This window comes from Euzebyales bacterium (genome assembly GCA_036374135.1).
Taxonomy (GTDB): domain Bacteria; phylum Actinomycetota; class Nitriliruptoria; order Euzebyales; family JAHELV01; genus JAHELV01.
Map to the genome: position 1 here is coordinate 104,319 of DASUUK010000074.1, position 25,748 is coordinate 130,066.

A 25,748-nucleotide genomic window follows, 5' to 3' on the forward strand; every position below is an offset into this window, starting at 1 on the left:
CACCGACGGCGACCGTCCGCGTTCGAACCTAGGCTCGTGGACGATGAAGCTGTTCGACACGCGCAGCGGCCGGCCACGCACGCTGATCGCCGGCCACACCATCCGCCTGTACGTCTGCGGCATCACGCCGTACGACGCGGCACACCTCGGGCACGCGGCGACGTACGTCGCGTTCGACGTGCTGATCCGGGCACTCGAGCACCGGGGTCACGTGGTGCGCTACGTCCGCAACGTCACCGACGTCGACGACGACATCCTGCGGACGGCCCGCGAGCGCGACGTCGACTTCCTCGAGCTCGCCGAGTCCGAGGTGGCGCGCTTCGACGCCGATCTCCGGGCACTGGGCTGCCGCGAACCCGACGTGGCGCCCCGCGCCACCGATACGGTGCCCGCGATCGTGACCGCCGTATCCGGCCTGGTCGAGCGCGGCGCCGCGTACGTGCTCGACGACGGTCGCGTCTACTTCGACATCGCGATCGCCGAGCAGTTCGGCGCACTGTCCCGGCTCGATCGCGAGCGCATGCTGGCCGAGTTCGCGGAGAAGGGCGGCGATCCCGACGCGCCCGGCAAGCGCGACGCACTCGACTTCCTGCTGTGGCAGCCCGGCCGGGACGGCGAACCGACGTGGGAGAGCCCGTGGGGACCGGGCCGGCCCGGCTGGCACATCGAGTGCTCGGTGATGGCGATGGAGCACCTCGGCGGCGTCATCGACATCCACGGGGGCGGCAACGACCTGGTCTTCCCCCACCACGAGGCCGAGATCGTGCAGTCCGAGCACCTGACCGGGCAGGGCCCGTTCGCGCGGTTCTGGCTGCACACGGGCATGGTCGGGCTCGACGATGTCAAGATGAGCAAGTCACTGGGCAACCTCGTGTTCGCCCACGACCTGCTCGGCCGCTTCCCCGGCCCGGCGATCCGCACCTACCTGTTGGCCAACCACTACCGGGCGACCTGGAGCTACGACGAGGAACTGATGGTGGCATCGACCGGCCGGCTCGCCCGCTGGCGGACGGCGGCCGCCACGAGTGGCCGGGACCTGACCGATGAGCAGGCGGTCGTTGCCGCGCTCGACGACGATCTGGACACCCCCGCGGCGCTCGACGTGCTGGACCGCATGGCGAACGCCGGGCACGGTGCGTCGCTGTGCGCATCCGCCGCGCTGCTCGGCATCGACCTGGACGACCAGCCGACACCCACGGCGTGATCCGACAACGCTAGGTTTGGCCCATGCCAGGTCTCACGCAGCAGTTGGAGGAGCGGCTGGCGCCGGCGTTCGCCGCCGTCGCCGGCACCGACGTCGATCCGGTGATCCGCCGTTCGCGTCACACCGACTTCCAGGCCGACGGAGCGCTCGGCCTGGCGCGCCGCCTGCGGGAGAACCCACGCGCGATCGCCGAGCGGATCGTCGAGCGGGCCGACCTGGACGACCTGTGCTCTGAGGTCGCGGTGTCGGGTCCGGGCTTCATCAACCTGACCCTGTCGGCGGGCGCCCTGGGTCGGATGCTGGCCGCCATCAGCCACGACGAGCGCCTGGGCGTGCCGGTCACCGACCACCCGGAGACGGTGGTCATCGACTACTCCGCGCCGAACGCGGCGAAGGAGATGCACGTCGGTCACCTGCGGTCGACGATCATCGGCGACGCCGCGGTGCGCCTGCTCGAATGGGTCGGTCACACGGTGGTCCGCGAGAACCACATCGGCGACTGGGGCACGCCCTTCGGGATGCTGATCGAGCACCTGCTCGACATCGGCGAGGCCGAGGCGGCGCACAAGTTGTCGGTCGGCGACCTCAACGGCTTCTACCGGGCGGCACGGCGGAAGTTCGAGGCCGACCAGGTCTTCCAGGAGCGGTCGAGGCAGCGGGTCGTGCTGCTCCAGCGCGGCGATCCTGCGACCTTGCGGCTGTGGCACACGCTGGTCGAGGAGTCGCAGGCCTACTTCCTGGCCGTCTATGACCGGCTCGGTGTGCGGCTGACCGCCGATGACTTCGTCGGTGAGAGCGTCTACAACGATCAGCTGCAGGCGATCGTCGACGAGCTCGACAAGCTCGACCTGCTGCGGGTCAACGACGCGGCGCGGTGCGTGTTCCCCGGCGGGTTCCACAACCGCAACGGCGAACCGCTGCCGCTCATCGTGCAGAAGCGCGACGGGGGGTTCGGGTACGCGGCGACCGACCTGGCCACCATCCGCGAGCGCATCTACGACCAGGGCGCCACGCGCCTGCTGTACGTTGTCGGACTGCCCCAGCGCCAGCACCTCGAGATGGTCTTCGCCACTGCGCGCGACGCCGGGTGGCTGACGCCGCCGGCCCGCGCGGAGCACGTCGGGCACGGCGCGATCCTCGGTTCGGACGGCAAGATCCTGCGGACGCGCGCCGGCGCGTCGATCAAGCTGATCGACCTCCTCGACGAGGCCGTCGCCCGCGCCGCCGACGTCGTGGCCGCCAAGAACCCCGACATGGACGATGCGACCCGGGCGACCGTCGCGGAGGCGACCGGCGTCGGCGCGGTCAAGTACGCCGACCTGTCGACCGACCGGGTGAAGGACTATGTCTTCGACTACGACCGGATGCTGGCGTTCGAGGGCAACACCGCGCCCTACCTCCAGTACGCCAACGCCCGCATCCGGTCGATCTTCCGGAAGCTGGGCCGGCCGGCGTCCACCGATGTGGCCGAGGTCGTGGTCGCGGCGCCTGAGGAACGGGCGCTCGCGATCGAGCTGCTGTCGCTGCCGGGCGTCATCGACGAGGTCGTCGAGACGATGGAGTTCCACCGGCTCGCGACCTACCTGTACGGCCTCGCGACGGCGTTCACCGGCTTCTACGAGAACTGCGCGGTATTGCGGTCCGAGGGGCGGGTGCGAGACAGCCGCCTGGTCCTTTGCGACCTGACGGCGCGGACGCTTGCGCTGGGCCTGGGGCTGCTGGGCATCACCGCGCCCGAGCAGATGTGACACGGCGGAGCCACGCCGGCGGCGGGATGACGTCGGCGACGGCGCGACCACGACCGACCTGATCCGGACAGCACGGCCACCGTCGCCGGTGGCGTCGTGTCCGGATCGGCTCGCTCAGGCGGCGGAGGCCCGCGGGGTTCAGCCGCGGGTCAGGGGCTTGTAGGCGATGCGGTGCGGCTGGGCGGCGTCGGCGCCGAGCCGCGCCCGGCGGTCCTGCTCGTACTCGGAGTACGTGCCGGTGAACCAGGTGGCCTCGCTGTCGCCCTCGAACGCCAGGATGTGGGTGGCGATGCGGTCGAGGAACCAGCGGTCGTGGCTGATGATCACGGCGCAGCCCGCGAAGGCGAGCAGTGCGTCCTCCAGCGACCGCAGCGTGTCGACGTCCAGATCGTTGGTGGGCTCGTCGAGCAGCAGCAGGTTGCCGCCGCGACGCAGCAGCTTGGCCATGTGGATGCGGTTGCGCTCGCCGCCCGAGCAGGTGCCGACCTTCTTCTGCTGGTCGGGCCCCTTGAAGTTGAACTGCGCGACGTAGGAGCGGGCCGCGATCTCGCGCCCGCCGATCTCCAGCGTGTCGCGACCGTCACTGATCTCTTCGAAGACGGTCCCGTCCGCATCGAGCGCGTCGCGGCTCTGGTCGACGTAGGACAGCTCGACCGTGTCACCGACCCGCAGGGTGCCCGCGTCGGGAGTCTCCTCGCCGACGATCATGCGGAACAGGGTCGTCTTGCCCGCGCCGTTGGGACCGATGACGCCGACGATGCCGCCCGGCGGCAGCGAGAAGGTCATGTCGTCGACCAGCAGCCGGTCACCGAAGCCCTTGCGGACGCCGTCGGCGTCCACGACGACGTCCCCCAGACGGGCGCCGTTGGGGATGACGAGCTCGGCCTTGCCCAGGCGCTCCGCCGGAGACTGGGCGAGCAGCGCCTCGTACGAGGTGAGCCGCGCCTTCGACTTGGCCTGCCGGGCACGCGGCGCCGCCCGTACCCACTCGAGCTCGCGGGCCAGCGTGCGCTGGAGCGCCGACTCCTCGCGCTCCTCCTGCGCCAGACGCGCCTGCTTCTGCTCCAGCCATGACGAGTAGTTGCCCTGGAACGGCAGCCCCTTGCCGCGGTCGAGCTCGAGGATCCAGCCGGCCACGTTGTCCAGGAAGTAGCGGTCGTGGGTGACAGCGACCACGGTGCCCGCGTACTCGTCGAGGTGGCGCTCGAGCCAGGCCACGCTCTCGGCGTCGAGGTGATTGGTCGGCTCGTCGAGCAGCAGGAGGTCCGGGCGCGACAGCAGCAGGCGGCACAGCGCGACGCGACGGCGCTCACCACCGGACAGCGTCGTGACCTCGGCGTCGCCGGGCGGCACCCGCAGCGCGTCCATCGCGATGTCGAGCGTGCGGTCCATGTCCCACGCACCCGCCGCCTCGATGGCGTCCGACACCTCGGCGAACTCGTCGTAGACCTTCGCCATCTCCGCGTCGTCCAGCGGTTCGGCCATCTTCGCCGACAGCTCGTTGAAGCGTTCGAGTAGCCGCGCCTGCCCGGCCAGGCCGGCCGTCACGTTGCCGCGGACGTCCGTGGTCGGATCCAGCTGGGGCTCCTGCGGCAGGTAGCCGACCGACACTCCGGTCGCCGGCCACGCCTCGCCCTCGAACTCGGTGTCGACGCCCGCCATGATCTTGAGCAGCGTCGACTTGCCCGCGCCGTTCGGACCGAGCACGCCGATCTTGGCGCCAGGGAAGAACGACAGCCAGATGTTGGACAGGATCTCCTTGTTGGGGGGAACGACCTTCGTCAGGCCCTTCATCACGAACTGGTACTCGGCCACGGCTGCACCTCGTCACGACGTGGAAGGCATGGAGGAACGGTCACAGGGGGTGCCGTGCGGAGGATGCTAGCGCCGACGCCGGCCGCCGCTACCCGCACCCGGCCGGCTCAGCCCCGGCGTACGCGCGCGTCAGCGGGACCTCACAGCGTGCTCAGCAGCGCGATCGCCAGCGTGAGTCCCAGGCTCGCGACGGCCGAGCGACGTGACTCCTGCAGCGCCGCGATGATCAGGCCGACGCCCGCGTACGCCGCCGCACGGCTCACGGTCAGCGCCACCTCACCGAGGCTGAAGGACAGCTGGAACGGCCCGAGCGCGAGCAGCACCACCGGCGTGAGCATGGTCGCCCGGCTGGTCGCCGACGGGCCGCGCAGGGTCTGGGTCACCATCACCACGGCGAGCGCGACACCGACCGGCAGCAGCACGATGACGGCGAACAGCTGGGCGAAGTCGAGCCCCGCCGCACCCGGCCGGGTGAACAGCAGCGCGACCGACACGGCGCCGGCGGCGACCATGCCCAGGATGCGTCCGAGTGAGATCGTCACTTCGCGGACCGTGCGGTAGTCGCTGCGGAACGCGTCCCGCGCCTTGACCGTGACGTACACGGCCAGGAAGCCGACGCCGATCCAGCTCAGCAGCCGGACCGCCAGCGCCAGGGGCGCGCCGAACAGCACGGCCGACACCCCCAGGCCCGCCAGCGGGTCACCGGCGACGACCACACCGGTGATGACGCTGGCGATCACGATGGGCAGCGCCAGCAGCAGCCCGACGCCGAAGTTCGGCGGCAGTCCGGCCCCGTAGCCGTACTGGCCGAACGTCTCTCTGCGGTAGCGCATCAGCAGGACCGGCACGAGCACGGTCGTGGCGACCGGGACGACGAGCTCGAGCACCGGCGTGACACCCGGGATCAGATCGATCCGCAGCAGGCCGCGAACGATCTGCAGCACCTCGTCGCCGAGCACATACACGGCGGCGGACAGGAACAGATCGGATCGCGCATCCTCGGCGCTGGTGTACATCGGATCTCGGTGCCTCGGCTCGGGTGCTGGACGATGGTGGGCATCGTAGTGGTCGACGCCGCTATCCTCGCGTCATGGCAGGCGATCCTCCGAGGCGCCCTCAGGGAGCGCGAGCCACCGGGCGCCCGACGCGGTGAGCGCGACGCTGCGCGCCTCGATCATCGTGATCGGCGACGAGATCCTCGACGGCTTCGTACGCGACGCCAACGCGGGGTGGCTGGCCGGTCGGCTGCACACCCTGGGCGTCCCGCTCGACCGCATCTCGGTCGTCCCCGACGAGCGGGACGCGATCGACGAGGCGCTGACCGCCGAGCTGGGTCGGACACGTCCGCGGGTCGTGTTCACCTCCGGCGGTGTCGGCACGACACCCGACGACCGGACGATGGCGTCGATCGCAGACCACCTCGCGGTCGACCTGGTCGAGGACCCGGCGTTGCGGGCGATGGTCGATCGCATCATCCGGCGGCTGCGCGACGCCGGCGACGAGGTCGACGAGGTGCAGCGCGCGACGCTGGCCAAGCTCGCGCGCATCCCGCGCGGGGCGCGACCGGTGGTCGAACCAGGCCCACCGTCGGCGCGCATCGATCTCGACGGTGGACCCGGCGACGGTGGCGTCGCCCTGATCGCCCTGCCTGGCGTGCCGGGTCAGTTCCGCGAGCTCATAGGGCGCCTGGAGGAGACACTGCTCGCGGCGTTCGGGTCGCCGGTGCACACGGTCGAGCTGACCCACCCCTATCCCGAGTCCGTGCTCACGCCGCTGCTCGACGCCCTGGAGCGCCGCCGACCGGACGTCAGGATCGGCTCGTACCCGGGCCGCGAGTGCGTGTTGCGCGTGCAGGGCGCGCGCGCCGACGTCGTAGCCGTCGTGGCGGAACTGCGTGCCGCGATCGCTGCGCTGGCCGACGATCCGGCCATGGCCCGCCGGGCCGACCGCTGGCGTGAGAGCTGGAGCAACGCCGCCGAGCGGTGGGCCGCGACCGAGCAGCCGGACTGACGGGGGCGACGCCGGCCCGTCAGGCGGGAGTCGTCTAGGGTTGCCGCATGCGCCAGATGCACGCGATGTTCGTCCACGCACACCCCGATGACGAGTCCTCCAAGGGTGCCGCCACGATGGCCCGGTACGCCAAGGAGGGTCACCGCGTCTCGGTCGTCACGCTGACCGACGGAGGCGCCGGGGACATCCTCAACCCGGCGATGGACAAGCCTGGGGTCAAGGAGCGGATGATCGACATCCGCCGCGAGGAACTGGCCCGCGCGCTGGAGATCATCGGCGTCACCGACCACTGGTCGTTCGACTACCGCGACTCCGGCTACGTCGAGGACTTCGATGGCGACGGAAGCCGGTTGGCCGACGACGCCTTCTTCAACGTCGACGTCGACGAGGTGGTCGCTCGCCTGGTCGCGCTCGTCCGCGCCGAACGGCCCGACGTCCTGGTGACGTACCCCGATGGCGGCGGCTATCCGCACCCCGACCACATCCGCTGCCACGACGTGGCGGTGGCGGCGTACGAGGCGGCCGCGGACGGCGACCGGTTCCCGGACGCCGGGTCACCACACGAGGTGTCCAAGCTCTACTACACGGGGGTGTTCACCAAGCGGCGGCTGGTCGCGTTGCACGAGGCGTGCCTGGCGCACCACATCGAGTCGCCGTTCGGTGAGTGGCTGTCGCGGTGGGACCCCGACCACGTCGACCGCACGACGACCCGCATCGATGTCGGCGATCACATGGCGACGGCCAAGCAGGCGCTGCTGGCGCATGCCACGCAGATCGATCCGCAGGGCCGTTGGTTCGCGCTGCCCGACGGGATCATGCGCGGCACCTATCCCTGGGACGAGTTCGAGCTCGCCGACACGCGCGTGGACAGCCCCATACCCGAGGAGTCGCTGTTCGCCGGCGTCGAACGCTGAGCTCCGGACACTGACGGCAACCGGGCGCCCATTCGCCCGACCGGACGTGGGTTACGGCAGCGACCAGGTGTGGACCGGCAAGCCCGCGAACGAACGCGAATGGTAGTGGCTGACGAGCTCGCGGAACGCCTGGTGATCGTCCAGCCCACCTTCACGCAGCCGGCGCCATGCGGCGATCTGCCACGTCGCGCCGTTCTGGCCCGACAGCACGCGCTCCTCGATGATGCCGAGGTAGTAGTCGATGTCGCTGTCGTTGACCTGCCACTCCCGCAGGCCGTCCTCCGCGATGCTCAACAGGTGCCGGACGATCAGCTCGGTCACGGGCACGTGGGCACCGGCCCCCGGCCAGTACAGCTCCGCGGTCAGACCGTCGCGGGCGGCGGCGAAGAAGTTGTCGCGCGCCGCGTCGAAGCTCATCCGCGTCCAGATCCTGTGGTCCTGCGACGCCAACCCGTGCAGCAGCCCGTAGTAGAACGCGGCGTTGGCCACGATGTCGGGCACGCTCGGACCGGCGGGCAGCACACGATTCTCCACGCGCATGTGCGGGCGGCCGCGTTTGACCTCGTAGACCGGTCGGTTCCACCGCCAGATCGTGCCGTTGTGCAGGGTCAGTTCGGGCAGGTGAGGAGCCTTGCCGTCCGCGATCATCTGGTGCGGGTCCTCGGCGTCGCACAGCGGCAGCAGCGAGGGGAAGTACCGCACGTTCTCGTCGAACAGCTCGAACAGGCCCTCGTTGAGCCAGCGCTCACCGAACCACACGCGCGGACGCACGCCCTGCTGTGCGAGCTCCTCCGTCCTGGTGTCGATCGCCTGCTCGAACAACGCGATGCGCGTCTCGTGGTGCAACTGCTTGCCGAGCAGGAACGGCGAGTTGGCACCGACGGCGACGAGTGGTCCCGAGAGTGCCTGTGCCGTGTTCCAGTACAGCGCGAAGTCCTTCGGGTCGACCTGCAGGTGCAGCTGCACCGAGGTGCACGCCGCCTCGAACAGGATAGAGTCGGTCATCGTCTCGAAGGTGTCGTCACCCTCGATCCGGATGTGGATGTCCTCGCCACGTTGGGCCAGGATCATGTCGTTGAGCGCCTTGTACCGCGGGTTCGCCGACAGGTTCTGCTCGGTGATGTCGAAGTCGGTCAGCGTCGGCAGGATGCCGATGATGACCACCCGCGCATCGAGGTGCTCGGCCATGGCGTGCGCGTGGTTGAGGCTGCGACGCAGCTCGACCTCCATCGTGTGGAACACGTGGTCGGTCAGTCGCCGCGGCTGGTTGCCGAACTCGATGTTGAACTGCGCCAGCTCGGTCTGGAACTCGTCCGACGCCAGCTTCTCGAGCAGCTTGGCGTTGATCGCCGCGGGGTCCCCCCGCTGATCGGTGATGTACACCTCACACTCGACGCCGCACAGCCGTCTGCCCGTCTCGAACCGCCCCTCGCGCACGAGCTGCTCGAGTGCGGCGAGGTTCGACTTGACCTTGTTGCGGTACCGGATCCGGTCCTCCCGGCTGAACTCGGTCTTGTCGATGTCGCGTCCCATGCACGTCTCTCTCCCGGCGATGACGCAATCCGACCAGCAGCCTGCCCAGCGCTGGGACAGGGCAACCGGATCAGACGCGCCTGATTGTCTACCAGCTGTCGCCCCGCGATCACGCACAGCACGCCCACGCCGCGTGGATGCCGGATCGGACGTCGCACGCAGGCTGCTGCCACGGTGGTCCGCTTCACAGCAGGAGCAGCTGCTGTGCCGCGTGCGCGCGCACGACGTCGTCGGTCCGGCCCGCCGATCCGCCACGCTCGCCCCGCGCGTCCCCCGCACCGGCGTCGCGCGTGGCGCGTGGATGTGGCCGACCGTACCGTCGCCAGGCCGCGTCACGGCGCGCGCGGACGAACGCACCGACCTCGTCCCGGTAGTTCGCGGCCGCGGTGCCGCTGCGGTACAGCGCCTCGTACCGGTCGACCAGCTCGGGCCGCGTGCGTCGCAGCCAGGGCATGAACAGCTCCCGGACCCCGGTGCGCAGATGGAGGACGATCGGCGTGATGTGCGTCGCACCGGCCGCGGCTGCCGCATCGCAGATCTCCGCGAGCTGCTCGGCGTCGTCGTTGATGCCCGGCATGATCGGCGCCAGCATCACACCGGTCGGGACGCCGGCCGCGTTGAGCGCCGCGACCGCCTCCAGGCGCGCCCGCGGGTGCGGCGTGCCCGGCTCCGTCTCGCGCCACGCCGCCTCGTCCAGCATGCCGACGGTCAGCGCGGCCGTCACTTCCACCCGTTCCACCGCGGCAGCGAGCTGCGCGATGTCGCGCGTGATCAGCGTTCCCTTCGTCAGGATCGACAGGGGCGTCGCCGTCTCGGCCAGGGCCATGATGATGCCGGGCATCAGACGGTACCGGCCCTCGCACCGCTGGTAGGGATCGGTGTTGGTACCCAGGGCGACCTGCTCACCACGCCAGCCGGCACGTGCCAGCTCGGACCGGAGCACGTCGACGACGTTGGTCTTGACGACGATCGTGCGCTCGAAGTCGATCCCCGGTGACAGGTTGAGATAGCGGTGGGTCGGGCGGGCGAAGCAGTTGTGGTGGACCACGCCCCCGGCCACGAAGTCACCGGTGTCGGTCGTCATGTCGTACAGCTCGAGGTCTCCGCCGAGCGGCTCGACGCGCGCGACCCGCGTGGCCAGCTCGAGCGGGAGGCCGTCGCGGACGGCGCCGCGCGGACCTGTCAGCCAGTCGGCGACCACGAGCTGGGGACGCCAGTGCCCGCCGTGGGGTGAGGCCGCCACGTGCCGCCATCCCCGGTGGGTGAGCAGGCGGTGGTCGGCGCTCGTGACGAGTGCCGACCCGTCCGCGAGCCATACGCGGTGGGCGGCCCTGACCACCGACCAGTGGTCGCGCACGACCGTCGGCACGAAGCGGCGGATCCGCCCCTCGCGGCGGGTGCCCCATAGACGGTCGCCGACCCGCAGGTCCCGTATCGGCGTGGTCGTGCCGTCGATCCGCAGGACGGGCGTGTCGCCCGCCACGCAGTACGTGCATGCGTGTGAGCAGCCCCGGTAGGGGTTGATGCTCCACTTGAACGGCATGCCGCGCACGGCGTTGAGAGCGGACCGTGCCTCGACCTCCAGGAACGTGATGCCCGCGAACTCGGGCGTGGTCACCCGCCGGGCGTCGCGGAGTGCCAGCGGCAGCTGCGTGTGCGTCCCGGTGTCCGGCCGCTGCAGATCCGCGAGTGTCCGCCTCATCGCCGCCAGTATCGAACATGTGTTCGATCCACGCAACGCTCGACCTGAGGTGGAGGCCCATACCCGGGACCGCCGGTCACGCCGAGGGCGGTCGCTCGACCGTCGGCGCACGATGCGGTCGCACCCCTAGCATGGCCTCATGAGCGGCAACGGCGACAGGGCGGGCTCGCCCACGGCGAGAGCGACTGTCGCCGTGCGCGTTCCGGCCGGGGCCGCCCATCCCGACGCGCTGTGGAGGCTGCTGTCGACACCGGAGCTGTGGCCGGCGTGGGCGCCGCACATCCGTCGTGCGGAGCCGGAGCTCCGCCCGGAGGGGGACCCCGGCGGCACCGGGCGCGGAGCCGGGTCCAGGGCCGACGTCACCCAAGGTGGATCCGCGCTGCGCACCGGCGACCGGGTGCGCATCGACGGGCACGGGCCCGCCACGGTCACTGCGCTGATCACGCTGGTGGACCCACCACGACGCTGGGACTTCCTCGTCCACCTCCCGCTGGGCCACCAGATGATCGCGACGCATGAACTGGTCGACGACGCTGCCGGCGTGCGCGTCCGGATGGCCGTTCACGGTCCGCTGCCTGCCTCCGTCGGCACCGTGCTGCTGCGGGCGTACCGACCGCTCGCCGATGTGGCCCTGCGCCGTCTGGTCGCGCTGACCACGGATCCGGATGCACTGCCGCGGGCGACCGACACGGAGCGCACCGAGCGATGAACCGCCTCGCAGACGCCGCGAGCCCGTACCTGCGTCAGCACGCGGACAACCCCGTCGACTGGTACGAGTGGGGCGAGGAGGCCTTCGCCCGCGCCCGGGCCGAGGACCGGCCGGTCTTCCTGTCGGTCGGCTACTCGGCGTGCCACTGGTGCCACGTGATGGCGCACGAGTCCTTCGAGGACCCGCAGGTCGCCGGCATCCTCAACCGGACCTTCGTCTCGATCAAGGTCGACCGCGAGGAGCGGCCCGACATCGATGCGGTGTACATGAACGCCGTGCAGGCCCTCACCGGGCGCGGCGGCTGGCCGATGAGCGTGTTCCTGACGCCCGACGGCCGCCCGTTCTTCGGCGGCACCTACTGGCCGCGCGACGACCGGGGTGGCGTGCCGGGGTTCATTCGGGTGCTGACGTCCATCGCCGAGCTGTGGCGTGACCAGCGCGATCGTGTGGACGTCCACGGGCACGAGCTGAGCGAGCGGCTCCGTGCGGTGTCGGCGAGCCCTGCCGTCGCGGGCGGCGTGGAGGACGGAACGACCCGCGCTGCGGCGGAGGCGATCGTCGGGTCGTGGGACCGCCACGAGGGTGGGTTCGGACCCGCGCCGAAGTTCCCGCACGCGATGGTGCTCGACTTCCTGCTCGCACACGGGCAGCGAACGGGCCACGCCCCGTCGCTGGAGGCCGCGACGCACACGCTCGACGCCATGGCGCGCGGTGGCATCTACGACCACGTCGGCGGCGGGTTCGCCCGGTACGCCACCGACCGCCGGTGGCGCATCCCGCACTTCGAGAAGATGCTGTACGACAACGCGCTGCTGTTGCGGACCTACACCCACGCCGCGCAGGTCTCCGGCGACGCCCGCCATGGCCGCGTCGTCGAGGAGACCATCGGCTGGCTGCTCGACGACATGGCCCATCCGGCAGGGGGATTCGCGTGCGCGTTCGACGCGGACTCGGAGGGCCAGGAGGGCAAGTACTACGTCTGGAGCCACGACGCGTTCACCGCGGCGCTCGGGGAGGCCGGGGTCGACGCGGAGGCGTGGGCGGCACGCTGGGGCGTGACGCCGCGGGGCAACATCAACGACCCGCACGGCCACATCCCCGATGGCACGTCCGTGATCCACGAGGCGCCCGGTGTCACCGCCGACGTCGACCCCGGCGACCGCCGGCAGGTCCTGGACCGGCTCCTCGCGGTGCGCCGTGACAGGGTCGCGCCCGCGCGTGACGACAAGGTGCTGGCCAGCTGGAACGGACTCACGTTCGGTGCACTCGCGATGGCGGGTGCCGTGTTCGGCCGCCCAGAGTGGATCGCGGCGGCCGAACGGACGGCACGCTTCGTGACGTCGCGGATGGTCGACGACGAGCGACGGTTGTGGCACCGGTGGACGCCCGACCACGGGGCGGGAATCGCCGGATTCGCCGAGGACACGACCTACGTGGCCGCGGCCATGCTCGACCTGTACGAGGCGTCGCACGATCCGGGCTGGCTGGAATGGGCGCAGCGCCTGGCCGCCGACGCCGACGAGCGGTTCCGCGACGCCGATGGCACGTACTTCACGACACCGGTCGACGGCGAGGAACTGGTCGCCCGGCCCCGGGAGCTGCTCGACAACGCCACTCCGGCCGCCAGCAGCGTCATGGCCGACGTGCACCTGCGCCTCGCGGGGCTCACCGGGGATCCGGCGCATCTGGACGCCGCGGACGACACCCTGCGGACGCTCGCCGGCGCCGCGACCCGGATGCCGCTGGCGTTCGGCGCGCTGCTCGGCGCGATGGAACGCCGCCTGGCGGGTTCGACCGAGGTCGCCGTGGTCGGCCCTCCGTCGTCACGGCGCGACGCGCTCGTCGCGGTGTACCGGCGGCGCTGGCACCCCGGCGCCGTGCTCGCCGTCGGTGAGCGAGGATCGTCATCTCCCGCTGTCCTCGCCCATCGGGACCTGCGCGACGGTGTGGCCACCGCGTACGTCTGCCACCACTTCGCCTGCGACCGGCCGGTGACCAGTCCGGACGCGCTGGATGCACAGCTCGAGCGCGCCGGAAGCGGCGACCCGACAGTCTGAACCTCTAGGCTGCGCAGGACATGCCTGCCATCGACGACCACCATGCATCCGCACGGTCCGACGACGATCCGGCGGCCGGTCTGTCACCTGACCAGGCGACGGCCGTCTCCGCGACACGGGGCGCCGTGTGCATCATCGCGGGCGCCGGATCCGGCAAGACGCGCACGATCACGCATCGGATCGCCAACCAGATCCACAGTGGCGTCGCGCGCCCGGACCAGGTGCTCGCACTGACGTTCACGGAGCGTGCCGCCGGCGAGCTGAAGGCCCGTCTTCGGAGCCTGGGGATCGCCGGGCACGTGCGCGCGACGACCTTCCACGCCGCGGCGTACGCCCAGATCCGCTACTTCTGGTCACGGGTCCACGACCGCACCCTCCCCCAGGTCCTCGACCGCAAGGTCGGGCTGCTCCTGCCGTTCGCACGATCGGCGAACGTCGAGGCCTCGGACCTCGCCGCCGAGATCGAGTGGGCCAAGGCGCGGTTGATCACCCCCGAGGGCTACGAGCAGGCCGCCCGCACCCGCGACGCCCCGCTGCCCGCGTCGCAGATGGCGGCGGTCTACGCGCGCTACGAGGCGCTCAAGGACGACCGCGACCTGATCGACTTCGACGACATGCTGTCGGTCGCCGCCGACCTCATGGACGACCACGCGATCGCCTCCGAGGTCCGCAACCGCTACCGGTTCTTCACGGTCGACGAGTTCCAGGACGTCAACCCGGCACAGTGGCGCCTGCTGCGTCTGTGGCTGGGCGACCGCGACGACCTGTGCGTCGTGGGCGATCCCGATCAGACGATCTACAGCTTCTCGGGCGCGACGTCCGAGTACCTCGTGGACTTCCGGGCGTCGTTCCCGGACGCGACCGTGATCACCCTGACCGACAACTACCGCTCGACCGCCCAGGTGCTCGACGCCGCCAACCGGCTGCTGCGCGCCGATCGACCGGACGCCAAGCAGCTGCGGGCGCAGATCGATGACGGGCCCGGCCCGGCGCTGATGGCGTTCGACGACGACACCGCCGAACGGGCGCGCACGCTCGACTGGATCCGCGATCGCATCGACGAGGGCGTGTCGCACGACGAGATCGCGGTGTGCGTCCGTACGAACAGTCAGACCCAGGCGTGGGAGGAGGCGTTCGAGCGGGCCGGCGTGCCGGCCCGTGTGCACGGCGACCGCAGCTTCTTCGACCGTCCCGAGATCCGCCAGGCCGTCCAGGCCTTCCGCGCGGCGGTCGACCGTCCGCCCGCCACCGGCGCGGCCGGCCCGCCACCGGGGAACTCCCGTCCGGCGCGTGACCGCCGACCGGAGCGGGTGGTCGAACAGGTCCTCCGCGAACGGTTCAGCTGGCACCCGCGACGGGAACCGAGCGGCCAGGCGGCCCGCCAACGGTGGCGCAACATGTCCGCGCTCCACGAGCTGGTGACCCGCATCGTCGACGAACGGCCGGACATCGACCTGGCGGGCGTCGTCGTCGAGCTCGGGCAGCGGGCGCGGGCGTCCGGTGGTGCGCACCCCACGAAACCGGCGATCACCCTGCTGACGCTGCACAAGGCGAAGGGCAGCGAGTTCGATGCGGTCTGTCTGGTGGGGCTCGAGGAGGGCATGGTGCCGATCTCGTACGCGGTCACCGACGCGGACATCGCCGAGGAACGCCGCCTGCTGTACGTCGGCATGACCCGCGCGCGACGGCACCTGTGGCTGTCGTGGGCGCAGCAGCGTCCCGGCTGGTCGGGCAAGCTCGTCAAGCGACGGCCCTCGCGGTTCCTCGCCGACATCGGGCAGCGGCGGCGCGCGGGCCGGCGGCAGCGCGTGTCGTCGGCCGCCGACGATCGCCTCGTCGGGGCGCTGCGCGCGTGGCGCCTGGAGCGTGCACGGCGCGACGCCGTACCGCCCTACGTGGTGTTCAACGACCGGACGTTGACCGAGCTGGCGGCCACGCGTCCGACCTCGGCCGCCGAGCTGCTCTCGGTCCACGGGCTGGGCTCCACCAAGGTGCGGCGGTACGGCAGCGAACTGCTCGGACTGCTGGCGCCCGCCGCCGCTGGCGACGCCGACGACGGTGCGGCGACGTGAACGCGCCCCACGACGCCGGCGCGGCTGGCGGCAGTGCGCTGTTCACCGACTTCTACGAGCTGACGATGATGGCCGGCTACGTCGATGCCGGCATAGCGGACGCGACCGCAACCTTCGACCTGTTCTTCCGCCACCCACCCGGGGGGATCGACCAGGTCGTGCTCGCCGGCTGCGAACAGGTCATCGACGAGCTCGACGGCCTCGCGTTCGACGACGACCAGCTGGCCTACCTGGAGGGCCTCGGGCAGCTGCCGGCCGCGTTCCTGAACCGTCTCCGTGGCGAGCGCTTCGCCTGCGACGTGCTGGCCATCCGCGAAGGCACGCCGGTGTTCGGCAACGAGCCGCTGCTGCGCGTGACCGGTCCGCTGCTGCAGGCCCAGTGGGTCGAAACCCTGCTGATCAACCGCGTGGCCTACGCGTCACTGGTCGCAAGCCACGCGCTGGCGGTCGTGCGCGCGGCGCGCGGCAAGCCCGTGCTGGAGTTCGGGGCGCGCCGCGCCCACGGACCCGACGGCGCGCTGACCGCCAGTCGGGCCGCGATCGTCGGAGGCTGCACCGGCACGTCCAACGTCGCGGCCGCGCGACGGTACGAACTGCAGGTCTCGGGCACGCAGGCCCACTCGTGGATCATGTCGTTCACCAACGAGCTCGACGCGTTCCGCGCCTACGCCCAGACGTTCCCCTCCCAGTGTGTGCTGCTCGTCGACACCTACGACACCCTCGCACTGGGTGTACCCAACGCGATCACGGTCGCCGAGGAACTCGCCGAGCGTGGTCACCCGCTGCGCGGCATCCGGTTGGACTCCGGCGATCTCGACGAGCTGTCGCGGGGTGCGCGCGCACAACTCGACGACGCGGGGTTCCACGACGTCGACATCATCGCGTCGGGGGACCTGGACGCCCCGGCGATCGCCGAGCTCGAAGCGGCGGGTGCGCCGATCGATGCCTACGGCGTCGGCACCGCGATGGTCACGGCGCGCTCGGACCCGTCGTTCTCCGGCGTTTACAAGGTTGCGGAGGTCGATGGCCGGCCGACCCTGAAGCTGTCGGGTTCACCCGCCAAGACCTCCGATCCGGGGCGCAAGCAGGTCTGGCGCACGCGGACCGGCGACATCGTCGGTCTCGACCACGAGGACCACGACGGGCGGGTGCTGCTCGAGCCGGTGCTCCGTCGTGGCGAACGCTGCCGTGAGCGGGAGTCGATCGCGCAGATCGCCCGGCGGTGCCGCGACGGGGTGGCCGACCTGGGACAGGACGGCCACCGGCGGGAGGTCCGCCGCAGCGACGAGCTGTCCGCCCTGCGCGCGCGGCTGATCGACGCGTTGCGCCCGTAACCACGTCGCCACGCCCGTCCGGATCGTCGGCAGGCAACCAATTCGACGTCGCGGGGGGGCGACACGGTGTCGCCCCCGCTCGCGTCGGTGCGTTCCCAGGGATGGGACAAGCCCCCGCCGTTTCGGCCGGGGGCCTGTTCTGACTTGCCGTCGAGCGGAGCCATCACGCCGATCATGCGGCGTCCGGCTCCACCGGACGAAACCTTATGCTCCGCGATGCGGAGCGTGTGCCGGTACGGGCTAGCTCGCCGCCTCCGAAGAAGCCGCTTCGCTCTCGCCGCCCTCGCCGCCACCGTCGTCCGACGCGCAGGCGGTACCGAACAGGGCGAGCATGCCAACGAGGGCGATGGCTGCCGCGTGCTTACGAAGCTTGGTCACGATTGCTCTCCTCTTGAGGGCTCTGACGCCTGGCCACGGAGCCCTACCCCGTGTACCGGCTCCTATCACGATCGTAGATTATCGCCTATCACGATCGGAGCTTGCAACTACGGCGGGATAATGCCACTAGTTCGGGTGGGATCCCCTGCCCCATCGGACACGTCGCGCGCCGCTCGCACATACCTGAGTCCGTGTGTGCCCGGGTCGCGGGAGAGCAAACCTGCCCAGCACAGCAGGTTGGCCTGGACCAGCGCGTCGTCACGGTCCATGTCAGTGGACGCGGCCAACTCGAGGACCGTCATCGTGTCACCCGGATCGAGGGCGCGGCACACGCTCACCGCGCGCGCGTCCGGCGCCGGTGGCGCCAGGGCACGATCGCGGGCCGCGCGCTCGAGGCTGACCACGACCGCTTCGCCGGTCCACTCGTTCCACGGCCGCAGATCGCTGCCACGTCGGATGGTCGCCGCGACCTCCGTCGCGTAGCGGAGTTGATCGGCGAGGTAGCGATCCTCGGGCACGGCCAGGCCCCAGGGGTCGCCGCCGCTCGCCCGGAGCGCCAGGCGCGAGGCCAGCCGCGCAACGCGTCCGTTGCCCGCCTCGAAGGGTCGCCAGTGCAGCAGACGTCCGTGCACCACCCCGGCCAGCGCGAGCGGTGGCACGGACCGCCCCTCGGTCCGCACCCAGGTGTCGAGGTCGGCGAGCAGGTCGCGCAGGCGCTCGGGCGGCGGTGCCTGGAAGATCACGCGTCCCTGCGCGCCATCGTGCACCGCGCGACTGGTGAGACGCAACGCGCCGACGCGGTCCGGGTCGACCAGGCCACCGGTCACCACCCGCGCCGCCTGCACCAGCGTGTGGACCGGCGCCTCCAGGAACGTCTCCGCCATCGTCGCTTCAGCTACCTGCGCCGCGAGCATCCCGCGGTACTCGACGGCCGCGATGTCCTGCGTGGGCACGCCGTCGAGGCGCAGTGCGGCCGCCCAGCCGGCACCGCCACGTCGTGCTCCGAAGGTCTGGCCGCCGCGCGGTCCCCGGTGCCGCGCATCCGACGCCGTGCCACTGATCGGCGCGTCGGCGCGCGGCCTCGATGTCGCCTGCGACAGCCCACGGGACGCCGGCCCCGACGCATCCGCCGCCGGGTGGCCGGACGCGTCGACGGCGTCCGCCGTGTCGTCGGTCAGCGGACTCGCGTCCAGGCGCACCGACATCCGGGCGCTTCGGCGTCGCGCCGCGGCGATGTCGTCGGTCGTGACCACCGGTGCGAGCGCAGCGACCAGCGCGGCGCGCTGCGCGTCGAGGACGTGCAGGTACGGCGATGAGACCGCCAGATCAACCACGCCGACGCCATCTGTGGGTCGTGGTCTCGTCGAGCAGGCGGCGGACCTGCCGCTCGGTGGCCAACCGGCCCGCCATGTATCCCGCGGCACCTGCGATCACCCCGAGGCCACCCGACAGCGCTGTCCGACGGCGACGCCTGCTGGTGACGTTGAACTCGACGACCGGCCAGCCGCGGCGGTGCGCGACCGCCTGCAGCGCGCGGTCGGGGTTGACGGCGACGGGGTTGCCGACCAGTTGCATCATCGGCAGGTCGCTGCCCGAGTCGCTGTACGCGTAGCAGGCCTGCAGGTCGTATCCGCGCTGCTCGGCCAGCTCACGGATCTTGATCGCCTTGCCCTCGCCGTAGAGGAAGGGACCGTCGAGGCGGCCGGAGTAGACGCCGTCGGCGATCTCGCTGACCGTCCCCAGGCCGCCCTCGATGCCCAGGGACCGGGCCAGCTCGCCGACGATCTCGACGGGGCTGGCGGACACGATGTACACGTCGCGTCCCGCGGCTTCGTGCATGTCCAGCAGGGCCTGCGCCTCGGGGCGGATCAGTGGGAGGATCTCCTCGATGACGCCGGGCGCCATGCGGTGCAGATCGGCCGCATCCTTGCCCGCGACGCTCTCGAGGATCGCGTCGCGGACGGCCCCGGACTTCTCGTCGGACGCGCCGAACGCCCGGAAGATCAGCGTGCTGGTCGCGTCGGACAGCAGCCGGTGCCACGGCCGCAGGCCCTCGCGGTACGCGGCCTTGCCGACGTAGTACGCACTGCTTCCCGACATCAGTGTGCGGTCGAGGTCGAAGAATGCTGCGGAGGTTGTCATCTGTGGTCCAGAGCTGGGTGGGCGTGGATGTGATCGTGTGCCGCCACCGGGTCGTGGTCACCGGGGAATCGGGCAGGCCAGCCCTCCACGGAAGGGAGCCGACGCCCGGCCCTGCCCGCGCGCGGCGCCGGGCCGACACAGCGGCGTGTGCGCCACCGTACCGTCAACGGACGGTCGCGAGGTCGGCGGTGGTGACCGGGTGCGAGGCACGGATCACCTGCGCCGCGAGGCCCCCCGTGCCTCAGGTCGAGCCGTCGTCCCTGCGGATGTCGCCGTTGCGCCCGGGCTGGCGCGAACCGTCGGACGTGCGTTCGATGTTGACGACCTCGACGTCGACGACATCGTCACCGCGCTGCGGTGCCCCGTACGGTCGCTGCGTGGGAGGGCGCCGCTGGCTGCCGAGCGAGGTGACCGTGAACCGCGCACCGAGCTGGCGTCTGAGCGTCGCCGTAGCCAGCGCGCGGACCGGCGGGACCATGAGCAGCAGCCCCACCGTGTCGGTCGCGAAGCCGGGGGTCAGCAGCAGCGCTCCGCCGAACAGCACGAGCGCACCCTCGAGCACCTCGTCCGCCGGCACCCGGCCCTCCACCAACGCCGTGCGGAACCGCGTCCACGCCCGCAGCCCTTCGCGGCGCACCAGCCAGGCACCGGCCAGGGACACCGCCAGCAGGAGCAGGATGGTCCATGCCGCGCCGATCAGCTCTCCGACCTGGATGATGATCGCGAGCTCCACGAGCGGGACGACGATGAAGACGATGACCAGGAGCAGGCGCGTCACGACCGCACCCTCCCGCAGACGCTGCCCGCGGGCGTCACAGCGACCTCACGCCGACGCCACCCGCGGTCATGACGCCTCCTGGCGCCGGCGCTCCTCGGCACGCTCGACCGACTGGCGCAACGCCGCCATCAGGTCGACCACCGGCGCCTCCTCCTCGGCCTCCTCGGTCACGGTGACCTCCTGACCGTCGACCTTCGCCTCGACCGCCTCGAGCACCCGATCCCGGTAGGTGTCGCGGTACTGGGAGGCGTCGAAGTCCTCGGTCAGGCTCGCGATGAGCTGCCGGGCCATCTCGACCTCCTTGTCGCGGGGCTCGGGCATCTCGTCGATGTCGACGTCGGACAGGTCGAACGCGCGGATCTCGTCGGGCCAGTGCATGGTCTCAAGCACGAAGAGCGGGCCGGGGGTCGCCTGCTCCTCGTCGGGCTGCCCGTCGGCGTCGCCATCGCCGTCGCCGTGCGCACCGGGACGACCCGGCAACAGGCGCAGCGTCGCCAGGTACTCCTTGTCGCGCAGCGTGATGCGACAGACCGCGACGCTGCCGCCATCGGTCATCGCCTCCGCCAACAGCGCGTAGGCCTTCGCGCCCGACGCCTCGGGGGCCAGGTAGTAGGTGCGGTCGAAGTAGATGGGATCGATCTGCTCGAGCGGCACGAACTGCTCGATCTCGATCGACCGGCTCGACGCCGGACGCAGGCTGTCGAGCTCGTCCTTGGTGAAGACGACGTAGTGGTCGCGCGCGTACTCGTAGCCCTTGACGATGTCGTCGTAGGCGACCTCTTCGCCGTCGGCCTTCGCCACGCGATTGTAGGAGATCCGGCTGTGGTCCGAGGAGCGCAGCTGGTTGAAGCTGGGCGTCCGGTTCTCGGTGGCGCTGAACAGCTGGACCGGGATCGTGACGAGACCGAATGACAGCGTGCCCTTCCACAGGCTTCTCGGCATGTCTGGCCCCTTCGCCGCGGCTCGCCGGTACCGCTGAGCATACGTCCGATGCCGCGAGGTGGCACCGGTGCGCCCCGTCCGCACCGCGCGTCACAATGCATGTGTGCGATCGAAATCTCCATCCGGGTGCCGCCGGTAGTGGCCGGGATCTTCGCCCTGCCATGGGAGGGGGTGCCGTCGATCGAGCGGCACCGTGACGCCTGGTCGGTCGAGCTCGATGGACACACGGTGCGCCTGACGAACCTCGACAAGATCTTCTGGCCCCGGGAGGGGTACACCAAGGGCGACGTGGTCGCGTACTACCTGACCGTCGCCGACGATGTGCTGCCGTATGTGAGACAGCGGCCGCTGACGATGAAGCGCATGCCCGACGGCGCGTTCGGCGACTTCTTCTACGCCAAGCAGGCACCGTCGCACACGCCCGGGTGGATCACGACCGCGCCGGTGGAGGCGATCCGTTCGGGCGCGCGCATCGACTACGTCGTCCCGACTGATCGCGCCAGCCTCGCGTGGCTGGCCAACCTCGGCTGCATCGAGCTGCACCCGTGGCACAGCCGGGTCGAGTCGCTGGGCGCTCCCGACTACGCGTTCTTCGACCTCGACCCGTTCGGCGTCGACTTCGTGGCCGTGCGTGACGTCGCGCTGCACGTGCGGGCCGTGCTCGACCAGTTGGGCCTCCGCAGCTACCCGCGCACGTCCGGCGCGACCGGCATGCAGGTCTACGTGCCGATCGATGCCGTCCATGCCTACGGCGACGTGCGCGCGTTCGTCGAACGCTGCTGCGCGCTGATCAACCAGGCCGATCCCCGGCGCACGACCATGGCGTGGGACATCGGCCGACGCGACGGCAAGGTCTTCCTCGATCACAACATGAACACCGAGGGCCGTAACATCGCGGCCACGTGGAGCCTGCGCCCCGAACCCGCGGCGCCGGTCGCGACGCCGCTGACGTGGGACGAGGTCGCCGGCGACGTGGTGCCCACGGACTTCACGATCGCGACGTTCGGGCCGGAGCTCGTCGCGCGCAGCGCGCTGTTCGCGCCCGTGCTGGCTGGCGGCCAGCGCCTGGCCCCGGCGATGGCGGCGTTGGGCCTGCCCGAGCCCGGGCCGGTGGAGCCACACCACAGGATCGCGTCGTCCGCTGACGACGGCGATCGGCCCGTAACCGAGGAGCCCGGCGATCTCGACCGCTACGTGGCGATCCGCGACTTCGCGCGCACACCCGAGCCGAGCGGCGGCGACCCGACGGGCGATGGGACGGCGGCCGGCGACCCGGCCGGTGGCGAGGACGCCGCGCGTGACGACACCGGCGGCCAAGATGCCCCGCGTGACGACACCGCGGGCGGCGCCGAGGATGCCCCGCGTGACGACACCGCGGCCGGCGGCCAGGACGCCCCGCGTGACGACACCGCGGGCGGCGCCGATCCCGGTCCACGGTTCGTGATCCAGCACCACCTGGCGTCGCGACTGCACCACGACCTACGGCTGGAGCGGGGCGGGACGCTGCGATCGTGGGCGCTGCCAAAGGGTCTGCCACTGGTGCGCGGCGAGCGCCACCTCGCCGTGCAAACCGAGGATCACCCGCTGCGCTACCTGGACTTCTCGGGTGAGATCCCCGCGGGCGAGTATGGCGCGGGATCGATGCGCATCTGGGACACCGGCGACTACGACGTGCGCGAGTGGACCAACGACAAGGTGACGTTCCGTCTGCACGGACGCAGGCACCGGGGCGCGTGGCACCTGTTCCGGCCGCGCAGCGGCGACGCGTCGCAGTGGCTGGTGACGCGCGTGGATGACGGCGTCGACGTGCCGGCCCCGCCGCGGACATACGCCCCGATGCTGGCGGCGACGCGCGACGAGCCGTTCGACGACGAGGCGTGGGGCTTCGAGATCAAGTGGGACGGCGTCCGTGCCATCGCCACGGTCACCAGACCCGGCCTGGGTCGCCCGTTCGGGACCCGCCTGCGCACCCGGCGCGGCAACGAGGTCGCCGTCACCTATCCCGAACTGGCCGGCGTGTGGGAGCGCGTGCTCGCCTGGACGGCGGTGCTGGACGGGGAGATCGTCGCGTTCGACCGTGAGGGCCGACCGTCCTTCGAGCGCCTGCAACGCCGCATGAACGTCCGCGACGAGCACATGGCGCGACGCATGGCTGACGAGATCCCCGTCAGCTACATGGCGTTCGACCTGCTGGAGGTCGACGGCGAGGACCTCACAGGCCTTGGTACCGCGCAGCGGCTCGCGCGGCTCGACGACGTGCTCGTGCCGGGTGGCCCCGTCCGACGCAGTGAGGTGCTGGGGTCGAGCGGCACCGCCGTCTTCGAGGCGGCGCGGCACGCGCGCCTGGAGGGGGTGCTCGGCAAACGCGCCGACGCGCCCTACCGGCCCGGCCAGCGCAGCACCGACTGGGTCAAGATCAAGGTGCGCCACCACGTCGACGCCGTCATCGGGGGTTGGCTGCCCAAGTCGGATACGCCCGGTGGATCGGAGCCCTACAGCCTGCTGGTCGGGTTGTGGGACGGTCCGACGTTCCGCTGGATCGCCCGCGTCGGGTCCGGCGTGACCGGCGCGGAGCGCACGACGTTGGCCGAGCGCCTCTCGGTACTGGCCACCGAGGAGCGTCCGTTCGCCGACGATGCGGATCTCCCCGCCGACGCCCACTGGGTGCGCCCCGAACTGGTCTGCCGTGTGGAGTACGGCGAGGTCACCGAAGGGTTGCGCCTGCGGGCGCCCACGTACCAGGGCCGCCGCACCGATGTCGACCCACGCACGTGCTTGCTGACCGATCTCCCCAACCGCCCGTCGTGACCGGCGCCGGTTGAACCGGTCGGCCGTCGTCCCAACGCGGGCGGTCGTCCCAAGGCGGGGTGGTCGTCCCGGCAGCGGGGTGGTCGTCCCAGCGCGGGGCGGTCGTCCCGGCACCGGGGTGGTTGTCGAATCACGCGGATACGGGGCGAAGAGACAACCACCCTGCCATTGACGACGGCGGTCGTCCCAGCGCAGGGTGGTCGTCCCGGCACCGGGGTGGTTGTCGAATCACGCGGATACGGGGCGAAAGGACAACCGCCCCTCCGAACGGCGACCACCATGGTCGGGGGCGAACGACCGGGGGGTCAGTCGCGGGTCGGGCGGGGGTTGGTCGGCGGCTTGTCGCGGACGGCGTCCGATCCTGTCTCGTCGAGGACCCGCATCTTCAGGACGGTGAAGCCCTCGCACAGCGGGCGGTCGACGTGCGCGCCCAACGCGCCGTTCATCTGCCGCATCCACGGCTCGGGGTCCCAACCGTTCAGCTGGGTCGCGTGCTCGCGCAGCGCCGCGATCTTGTCGTCGAACGTCTCGGTGATGTCGACCAGCAGATCGCCGGTCGAGAAGCTCATCATCCACAGCTCAGCGATGTCCCACGGCTCGAGCCCGTCGTCGAGCAGTGACGGGTCCCACAGCCGGGTCGACGCCGCCGGATTGACCGAGTGCAGGACGAGGTCACCCACCGCGCGGTGGTCCGGGTGGTTGATGTAGCCCTGCGGTGACCACCGGGTGCTGGGGTCCAGCGTCACGACGGCCTCGGGGCGGTGGCGGCGGATCGCGGCCGCCACCTCGCGACGCAGCGGTATGGTCGGCTCGAGGTAACCGTCGCGGTGGCCGAGGAACTCGACCGACGTGACCCCCAGCGACGCGCACGCCGCCCGCTGCTCCGCCTCGCGCAGCTCGGCCAGGCGTTCAACCGTCATCTCGGGGTCGGCGGACCCACTCGCGCCATCGGTCACCACCACGTACCGCACGTCCGTGCCCATCGCCACCCAGCGCGCGATCGTGCCGGCCGCCCCGAACTCGGCATCGTCGGGGTGCGCCACCACGACCAGCGCGCGGCTGAACGCCCGCGCGGGCTCCCAGAGTCGCTCCACCACCTGCGTGCCTTCCATCGATCGTCGATGCCGTTCGCCGGACCCATCCGGGGCGCCGCCGGGACCGTGGTCGCCGTGGCCGGCGCCCCGCGTCCCGGGGCCATCGCACACGGCGGCGCGCCTCGACGCAGAGCACCCGCAACGCCGCGGCGCACCACCGGGAGCCGACGCACCCCGTGCGCCACTGTAGGCTGCAGACGTGGATCTGAGCACCGCGCCCGTGATCGTGCCGGACCGGACCGAGGTGCCGGACGACCGCGACGAACGCGACCTGCCGTGGAACGTGATCGTGTGGAACGACCCGGTCACGTTGATGTCGCACGTGGTGTTCGTGCTGCGCAAGCTCTTCGGCTACGACGAACCGACCGCCACCCGACTGATGCTGCAGGTGCACAACGAAGGACGCGCCGTGGTCGCCAGCGGGCCTCGTGAGAAGAGCGAGCTCGACGTCCACCGCCTGCACGCGCACGGCCTGCAGGCCACACTGCAGCGCGACTGACCGCGAACG

The 25,748-nt window shown here is 71.3% G+C and carries 20 protein-coding genes; 10 read left to right on the top strand and 10 right to left on the bottom strand.

Annotated features, from left to right (window positions below):
• Positions 1–43: 43 nt before the first annotated feature.
• Together cysS and argS are read left to right on the top strand one after the other, a co-directional pair.
• Positions 44–1,204, top strand: a complete 1,161-nt coding sequence (cysS, locus tag VFZ70_12835) for a cysteine--tRNA ligase (GenBank protein ID HEX6256682.1) — start codon at positions 44–46, stop codon at positions 1,202–1,204.
• Between the two features lie 23 nt (positions 1,205–1,227).
• A complete protein-coding gene (gene argS, locus VFZ70_12840; protein ID HEX6256683.1) occupies positions 1,228–2,952 on the top strand; it encodes an arginine--tRNA ligase in 1,725 nt (574 codons plus the stop codon).
• A 138-nt stretch (positions 2,953–3,090) separates the two neighbouring features.
• On the opposite strand, the gene ettA is transcribed toward argS, so the two are convergent.
• The gene (ettA, locus tag VFZ70_12845) at positions 3,091–4,767 is read right to left on the bottom strand and encodes an energy-dependent translational throttle protein EttA (GenBank protein HEX6256684.1); all 1,677 of its coding nucleotides are present in this window, start codon (positions 4,765–4,767) and stop codon (positions 3,091–3,093) included.
• A 140-nt stretch (positions 4,768–4,907) separates the two neighbouring features.
• Positions 4,908–5,783 carry a hypothetical protein gene (locus tag VFZ70_12850; GenBank protein HEX6256685.1) on the bottom strand — a complete coding sequence of 292 codons (876 nt, stop codon included), beginning with the start codon at positions 5,781–5,783 and terminating at the stop codon, positions 4,908–4,910.
• 133 nt (positions 5,784–5,916) lie between these two features.
• Between VFZ70_12850 and VFZ70_12855 the strand changes: the two genes are divergently transcribed.
• Positions 5,917–6,777, top strand: a complete 861-nt coding sequence (locus VFZ70_12855) for a molybdopterin-binding protein (GenBank protein ID HEX6256686.1) — start codon at positions 5,917–5,919, stop codon at positions 6,775–6,777.
• A 47-nt stretch (positions 6,778–6,824) separates the two neighbouring features.
• Positions 6,825–7,691 carry a mycothiol conjugate amidase Mca gene (gene mca / locus VFZ70_12860; protein ID HEX6256687.1) on the top strand — a complete coding sequence of 289 codons (867 nt, stop codon included), beginning with the start codon at positions 6,825–6,827 and terminating at the stop codon, positions 7,689–7,691.
• Positions 7,692–7,742: 51 nt separating this feature from the next.
• On the opposite strand, the gene VFZ70_12865 is transcribed toward mca, so the two are convergent.
• Positions 7,743–9,224: a hypothetical protein gene (locus VFZ70_12865; GenBank protein HEX6256688.1), complete on the bottom strand. Its 1,482-nt coding sequence runs from the start codon at positions 9,222–9,224 to the stop codon at positions 7,743–7,745.
• Between the two features lie 184 nt (positions 9,225–9,408).
• Positions 9,409–10,926, bottom strand: a complete 1,518-nt coding sequence (locus VFZ70_12870; GenBank protein ID HEX6256689.1) for a hypothetical protein — start codon at positions 10,924–10,926, stop codon at positions 9,409–9,411.
• 139 nt (positions 10,927–11,065) lie between these two features.
• Here VFZ70_12870 and VFZ70_12875 point away from each other — a divergent pair, with 139 nt between their 5' ends.
• Genes VFZ70_12875 through pncB form a run of 4 tightly spaced genes read left to right on the top strand, consistent with a single transcriptional unit; the run spans position 11,066 to position 17,098 of the window.
• Positions 11,066–11,635, top strand: a complete 570-nt coding sequence (locus VFZ70_12875) for an SRPBCC family protein (protein HEX6256690.1) — start codon at positions 11,066–11,068, stop codon at positions 11,633–11,635.
• Complete coding sequence (locus tag VFZ70_12880; protein HEX6256691.1) at positions 11,632–13,692, top strand: thioredoxin domain-containing protein; 2,061 nt, start codon at positions 11,632–11,634, stop codon at positions 13,690–13,692. Before VFZ70_12875 ends, VFZ70_12880 begins: the two co-directional genes overlap by 4 nt.
• Before the next feature lie 20 nt (positions 13,693–13,712).
• Positions 13,713–15,764: an ATP-dependent DNA helicase UvrD2 gene (locus tag VFZ70_12885; protein HEX6256692.1), complete on the top strand. Its 2,052-nt coding sequence runs from the start codon at positions 13,713–13,715 to the stop codon at positions 15,762–15,764.
• On the top strand, positions 15,761–17,098 hold the full coding sequence (pncB, locus tag VFZ70_12890; GenBank protein HEX6256693.1) for a nicotinate phosphoribosyltransferase: 1,338 nt from the start codon (positions 15,761–15,763) through the stop codon (positions 17,096–17,098). Before VFZ70_12885 ends, pncB begins: the two co-directional genes overlap by 4 nt.
• Before the next feature lie 240 nt (positions 17,099–17,338).
• On the opposite strand, the gene VFZ70_12895 is transcribed toward pncB, so the two are convergent.
• The 5 genes from VFZ70_12895 to VFZ70_12915 form a co-directional block, all read right to left on the bottom strand.
• Positions 17,339–17,476 (bottom strand): hypothetical protein, encoded by a 138-nt coding sequence (locus VFZ70_12895; GenBank protein ID HEX6256694.1) that lies wholly within the window; start codon positions 17,474–17,476, stop codon positions 17,339–17,341.
• A 107-nt stretch (positions 17,477–17,583) separates the two neighbouring features.
• Positions 17,584–18,810, bottom strand: a complete 1,227-nt coding sequence (locus tag VFZ70_12900; protein ID HEX6256695.1) for a Fic family protein — start codon at positions 18,808–18,810, stop codon at positions 17,584–17,586.
• Positions 18,803–19,618: an HAD-IB family hydrolase gene (locus VFZ70_12905; protein HEX6256696.1), complete on the bottom strand. Its 816-nt coding sequence runs from the start codon at positions 19,616–19,618 to the stop codon at positions 18,803–18,805. Before VFZ70_12905 ends, VFZ70_12900 begins: the two co-directional genes overlap by 8 nt.
• A 241-nt stretch (positions 19,619–19,859) precedes the next feature.
• A complete protein-coding gene (locus VFZ70_12910) occupies positions 19,860–20,396 on the bottom strand; it encodes an FxsA family protein (GenBank protein ID HEX6256697.1) in 537 nt (178 codons plus the stop codon).
• Positions 20,397–20,462: 66 nt separating this feature from the next.
• Complete coding sequence (locus VFZ70_12915; protein HEX6256698.1) at positions 20,463–21,338, bottom strand: Ku protein; 876 nt, start codon at positions 21,336–21,338, stop codon at positions 20,463–20,465.
• A gap of 99 nt (positions 21,339–21,437) precedes the next feature.
• Between VFZ70_12915 and ligD the strand changes: the two genes are divergently transcribed.
• Entirely contained in the window at positions 21,438–24,146 is a 2,709-nt protein-coding gene (gene ligD / locus VFZ70_12920; protein ID HEX6256699.1) for a non-homologous end-joining DNA ligase, read from the top strand.
• A gap of 305 nt (positions 24,147–24,451) precedes the next feature.
• On the opposite strand, the gene VFZ70_12925 is transcribed toward ligD, so the two are convergent.
• Positions 24,452–25,258: a PIG-L deacetylase family protein gene (locus VFZ70_12925; protein ID HEX6256700.1), complete on the bottom strand. Its 807-nt coding sequence runs from the start codon at positions 25,256–25,258 to the stop codon at positions 24,452–24,454.
• 181 nt (positions 25,259–25,439) lie between these two features.
• Here VFZ70_12925 and clpS point away from each other — a divergent pair, with 181 nt between their 5' ends.
• The gene (gene clpS / locus VFZ70_12930) at positions 25,440–25,739 is read left to right on the top strand and encodes an ATP-dependent Clp protease adapter ClpS (protein ID HEX6256701.1); all 300 of its coding nucleotides are present in this window, start codon (positions 25,440–25,442) and stop codon (positions 25,737–25,739) included.
• Positions 25,740–25,748 lie beyond the last annotated feature (9 nt).

Excerpts from the sequence above, each read along its gene's own strand:
- cysS (HEX6256682.1), top strand. The coding sequence starts at position 44 with ATGAAGCTGTTCGACACGCGCAGCGGCCGGCCACGCACGCTGATCGCC.
- VFZ70_12925 (HEX6256700.1), bottom strand. The coding sequence starts at position 25,258 with ATGGAAGGCACGCAGGTGGTGGAGCGACTCTGGGAGCCCGCGCGGGCG.
- VFZ70_12865 (HEX6256688.1), bottom strand. The coding sequence starts at position 9,224 with ATGGGACGCGACATCGACAAGACCGAGTTCAGCCGGGAGGACCGGATC.
- VFZ70_12880 (HEX6256691.1), top strand. The coding sequence starts at position 11,632 with ATGAACCGCCTCGCAGACGCCGCGAGCCCGTACCTGCGTCAGCACGCG.
- VFZ70_12870 (HEX6256689.1), bottom strand. The coding sequence starts at position 10,926 with ATGAGGCGGACACTCGCGGATCTGCAGCGGCCGGACACCGGGACGCAC.
- VFZ70_12905 (HEX6256696.1), bottom strand. The coding sequence starts at position 19,618 with ATGACAACCTCCGCAGCATTCTTCGACCTCGACCGCACACTGATGTCG.
- ligD (HEX6256699.1), top strand. The coding sequence starts at position 21,438 with ATGTGTGCGATCGAAATCTCCATCCGGGTGCCGCCGGTAGTGGCCGGG.
- VFZ70_12875 (HEX6256690.1), top strand. The coding sequence starts at position 11,066 with ATGAGCGGCAACGGCGACAGGGCGGGCTCGCCCACGGCGAGAGCGACT.
- mca (HEX6256687.1), top strand. The coding sequence starts at position 6,825 with ATGCGCCAGATGCACGCGATGTTCGTCCACGCACACCCCGATGACGAG.
- argS (HEX6256683.1), top strand. The coding sequence starts at position 1,228 with ATGCCAGGTCTCACGCAGCAGTTGGAGGAGCGGCTGGCGCCGGCGTTC.
- VFZ70_12850 (HEX6256685.1), bottom strand. The coding sequence starts at position 5,783 with ATGTACACCAGCGCCGAGGATGCGCGATCCGATCTGTTCCTGTCCGCC.
- VFZ70_12885 (HEX6256692.1), top strand. The coding sequence starts at position 13,713 with ATGCCTGCCATCGACGACCACCATGCATCCGCACGGTCCGACGACGAT.
- VFZ70_12915 (HEX6256698.1), bottom strand. The coding sequence starts at position 21,338 with ATGCCGAGAAGCCTGTGGAAGGGCACGCTGTCATTCGGTCTCGTCACG.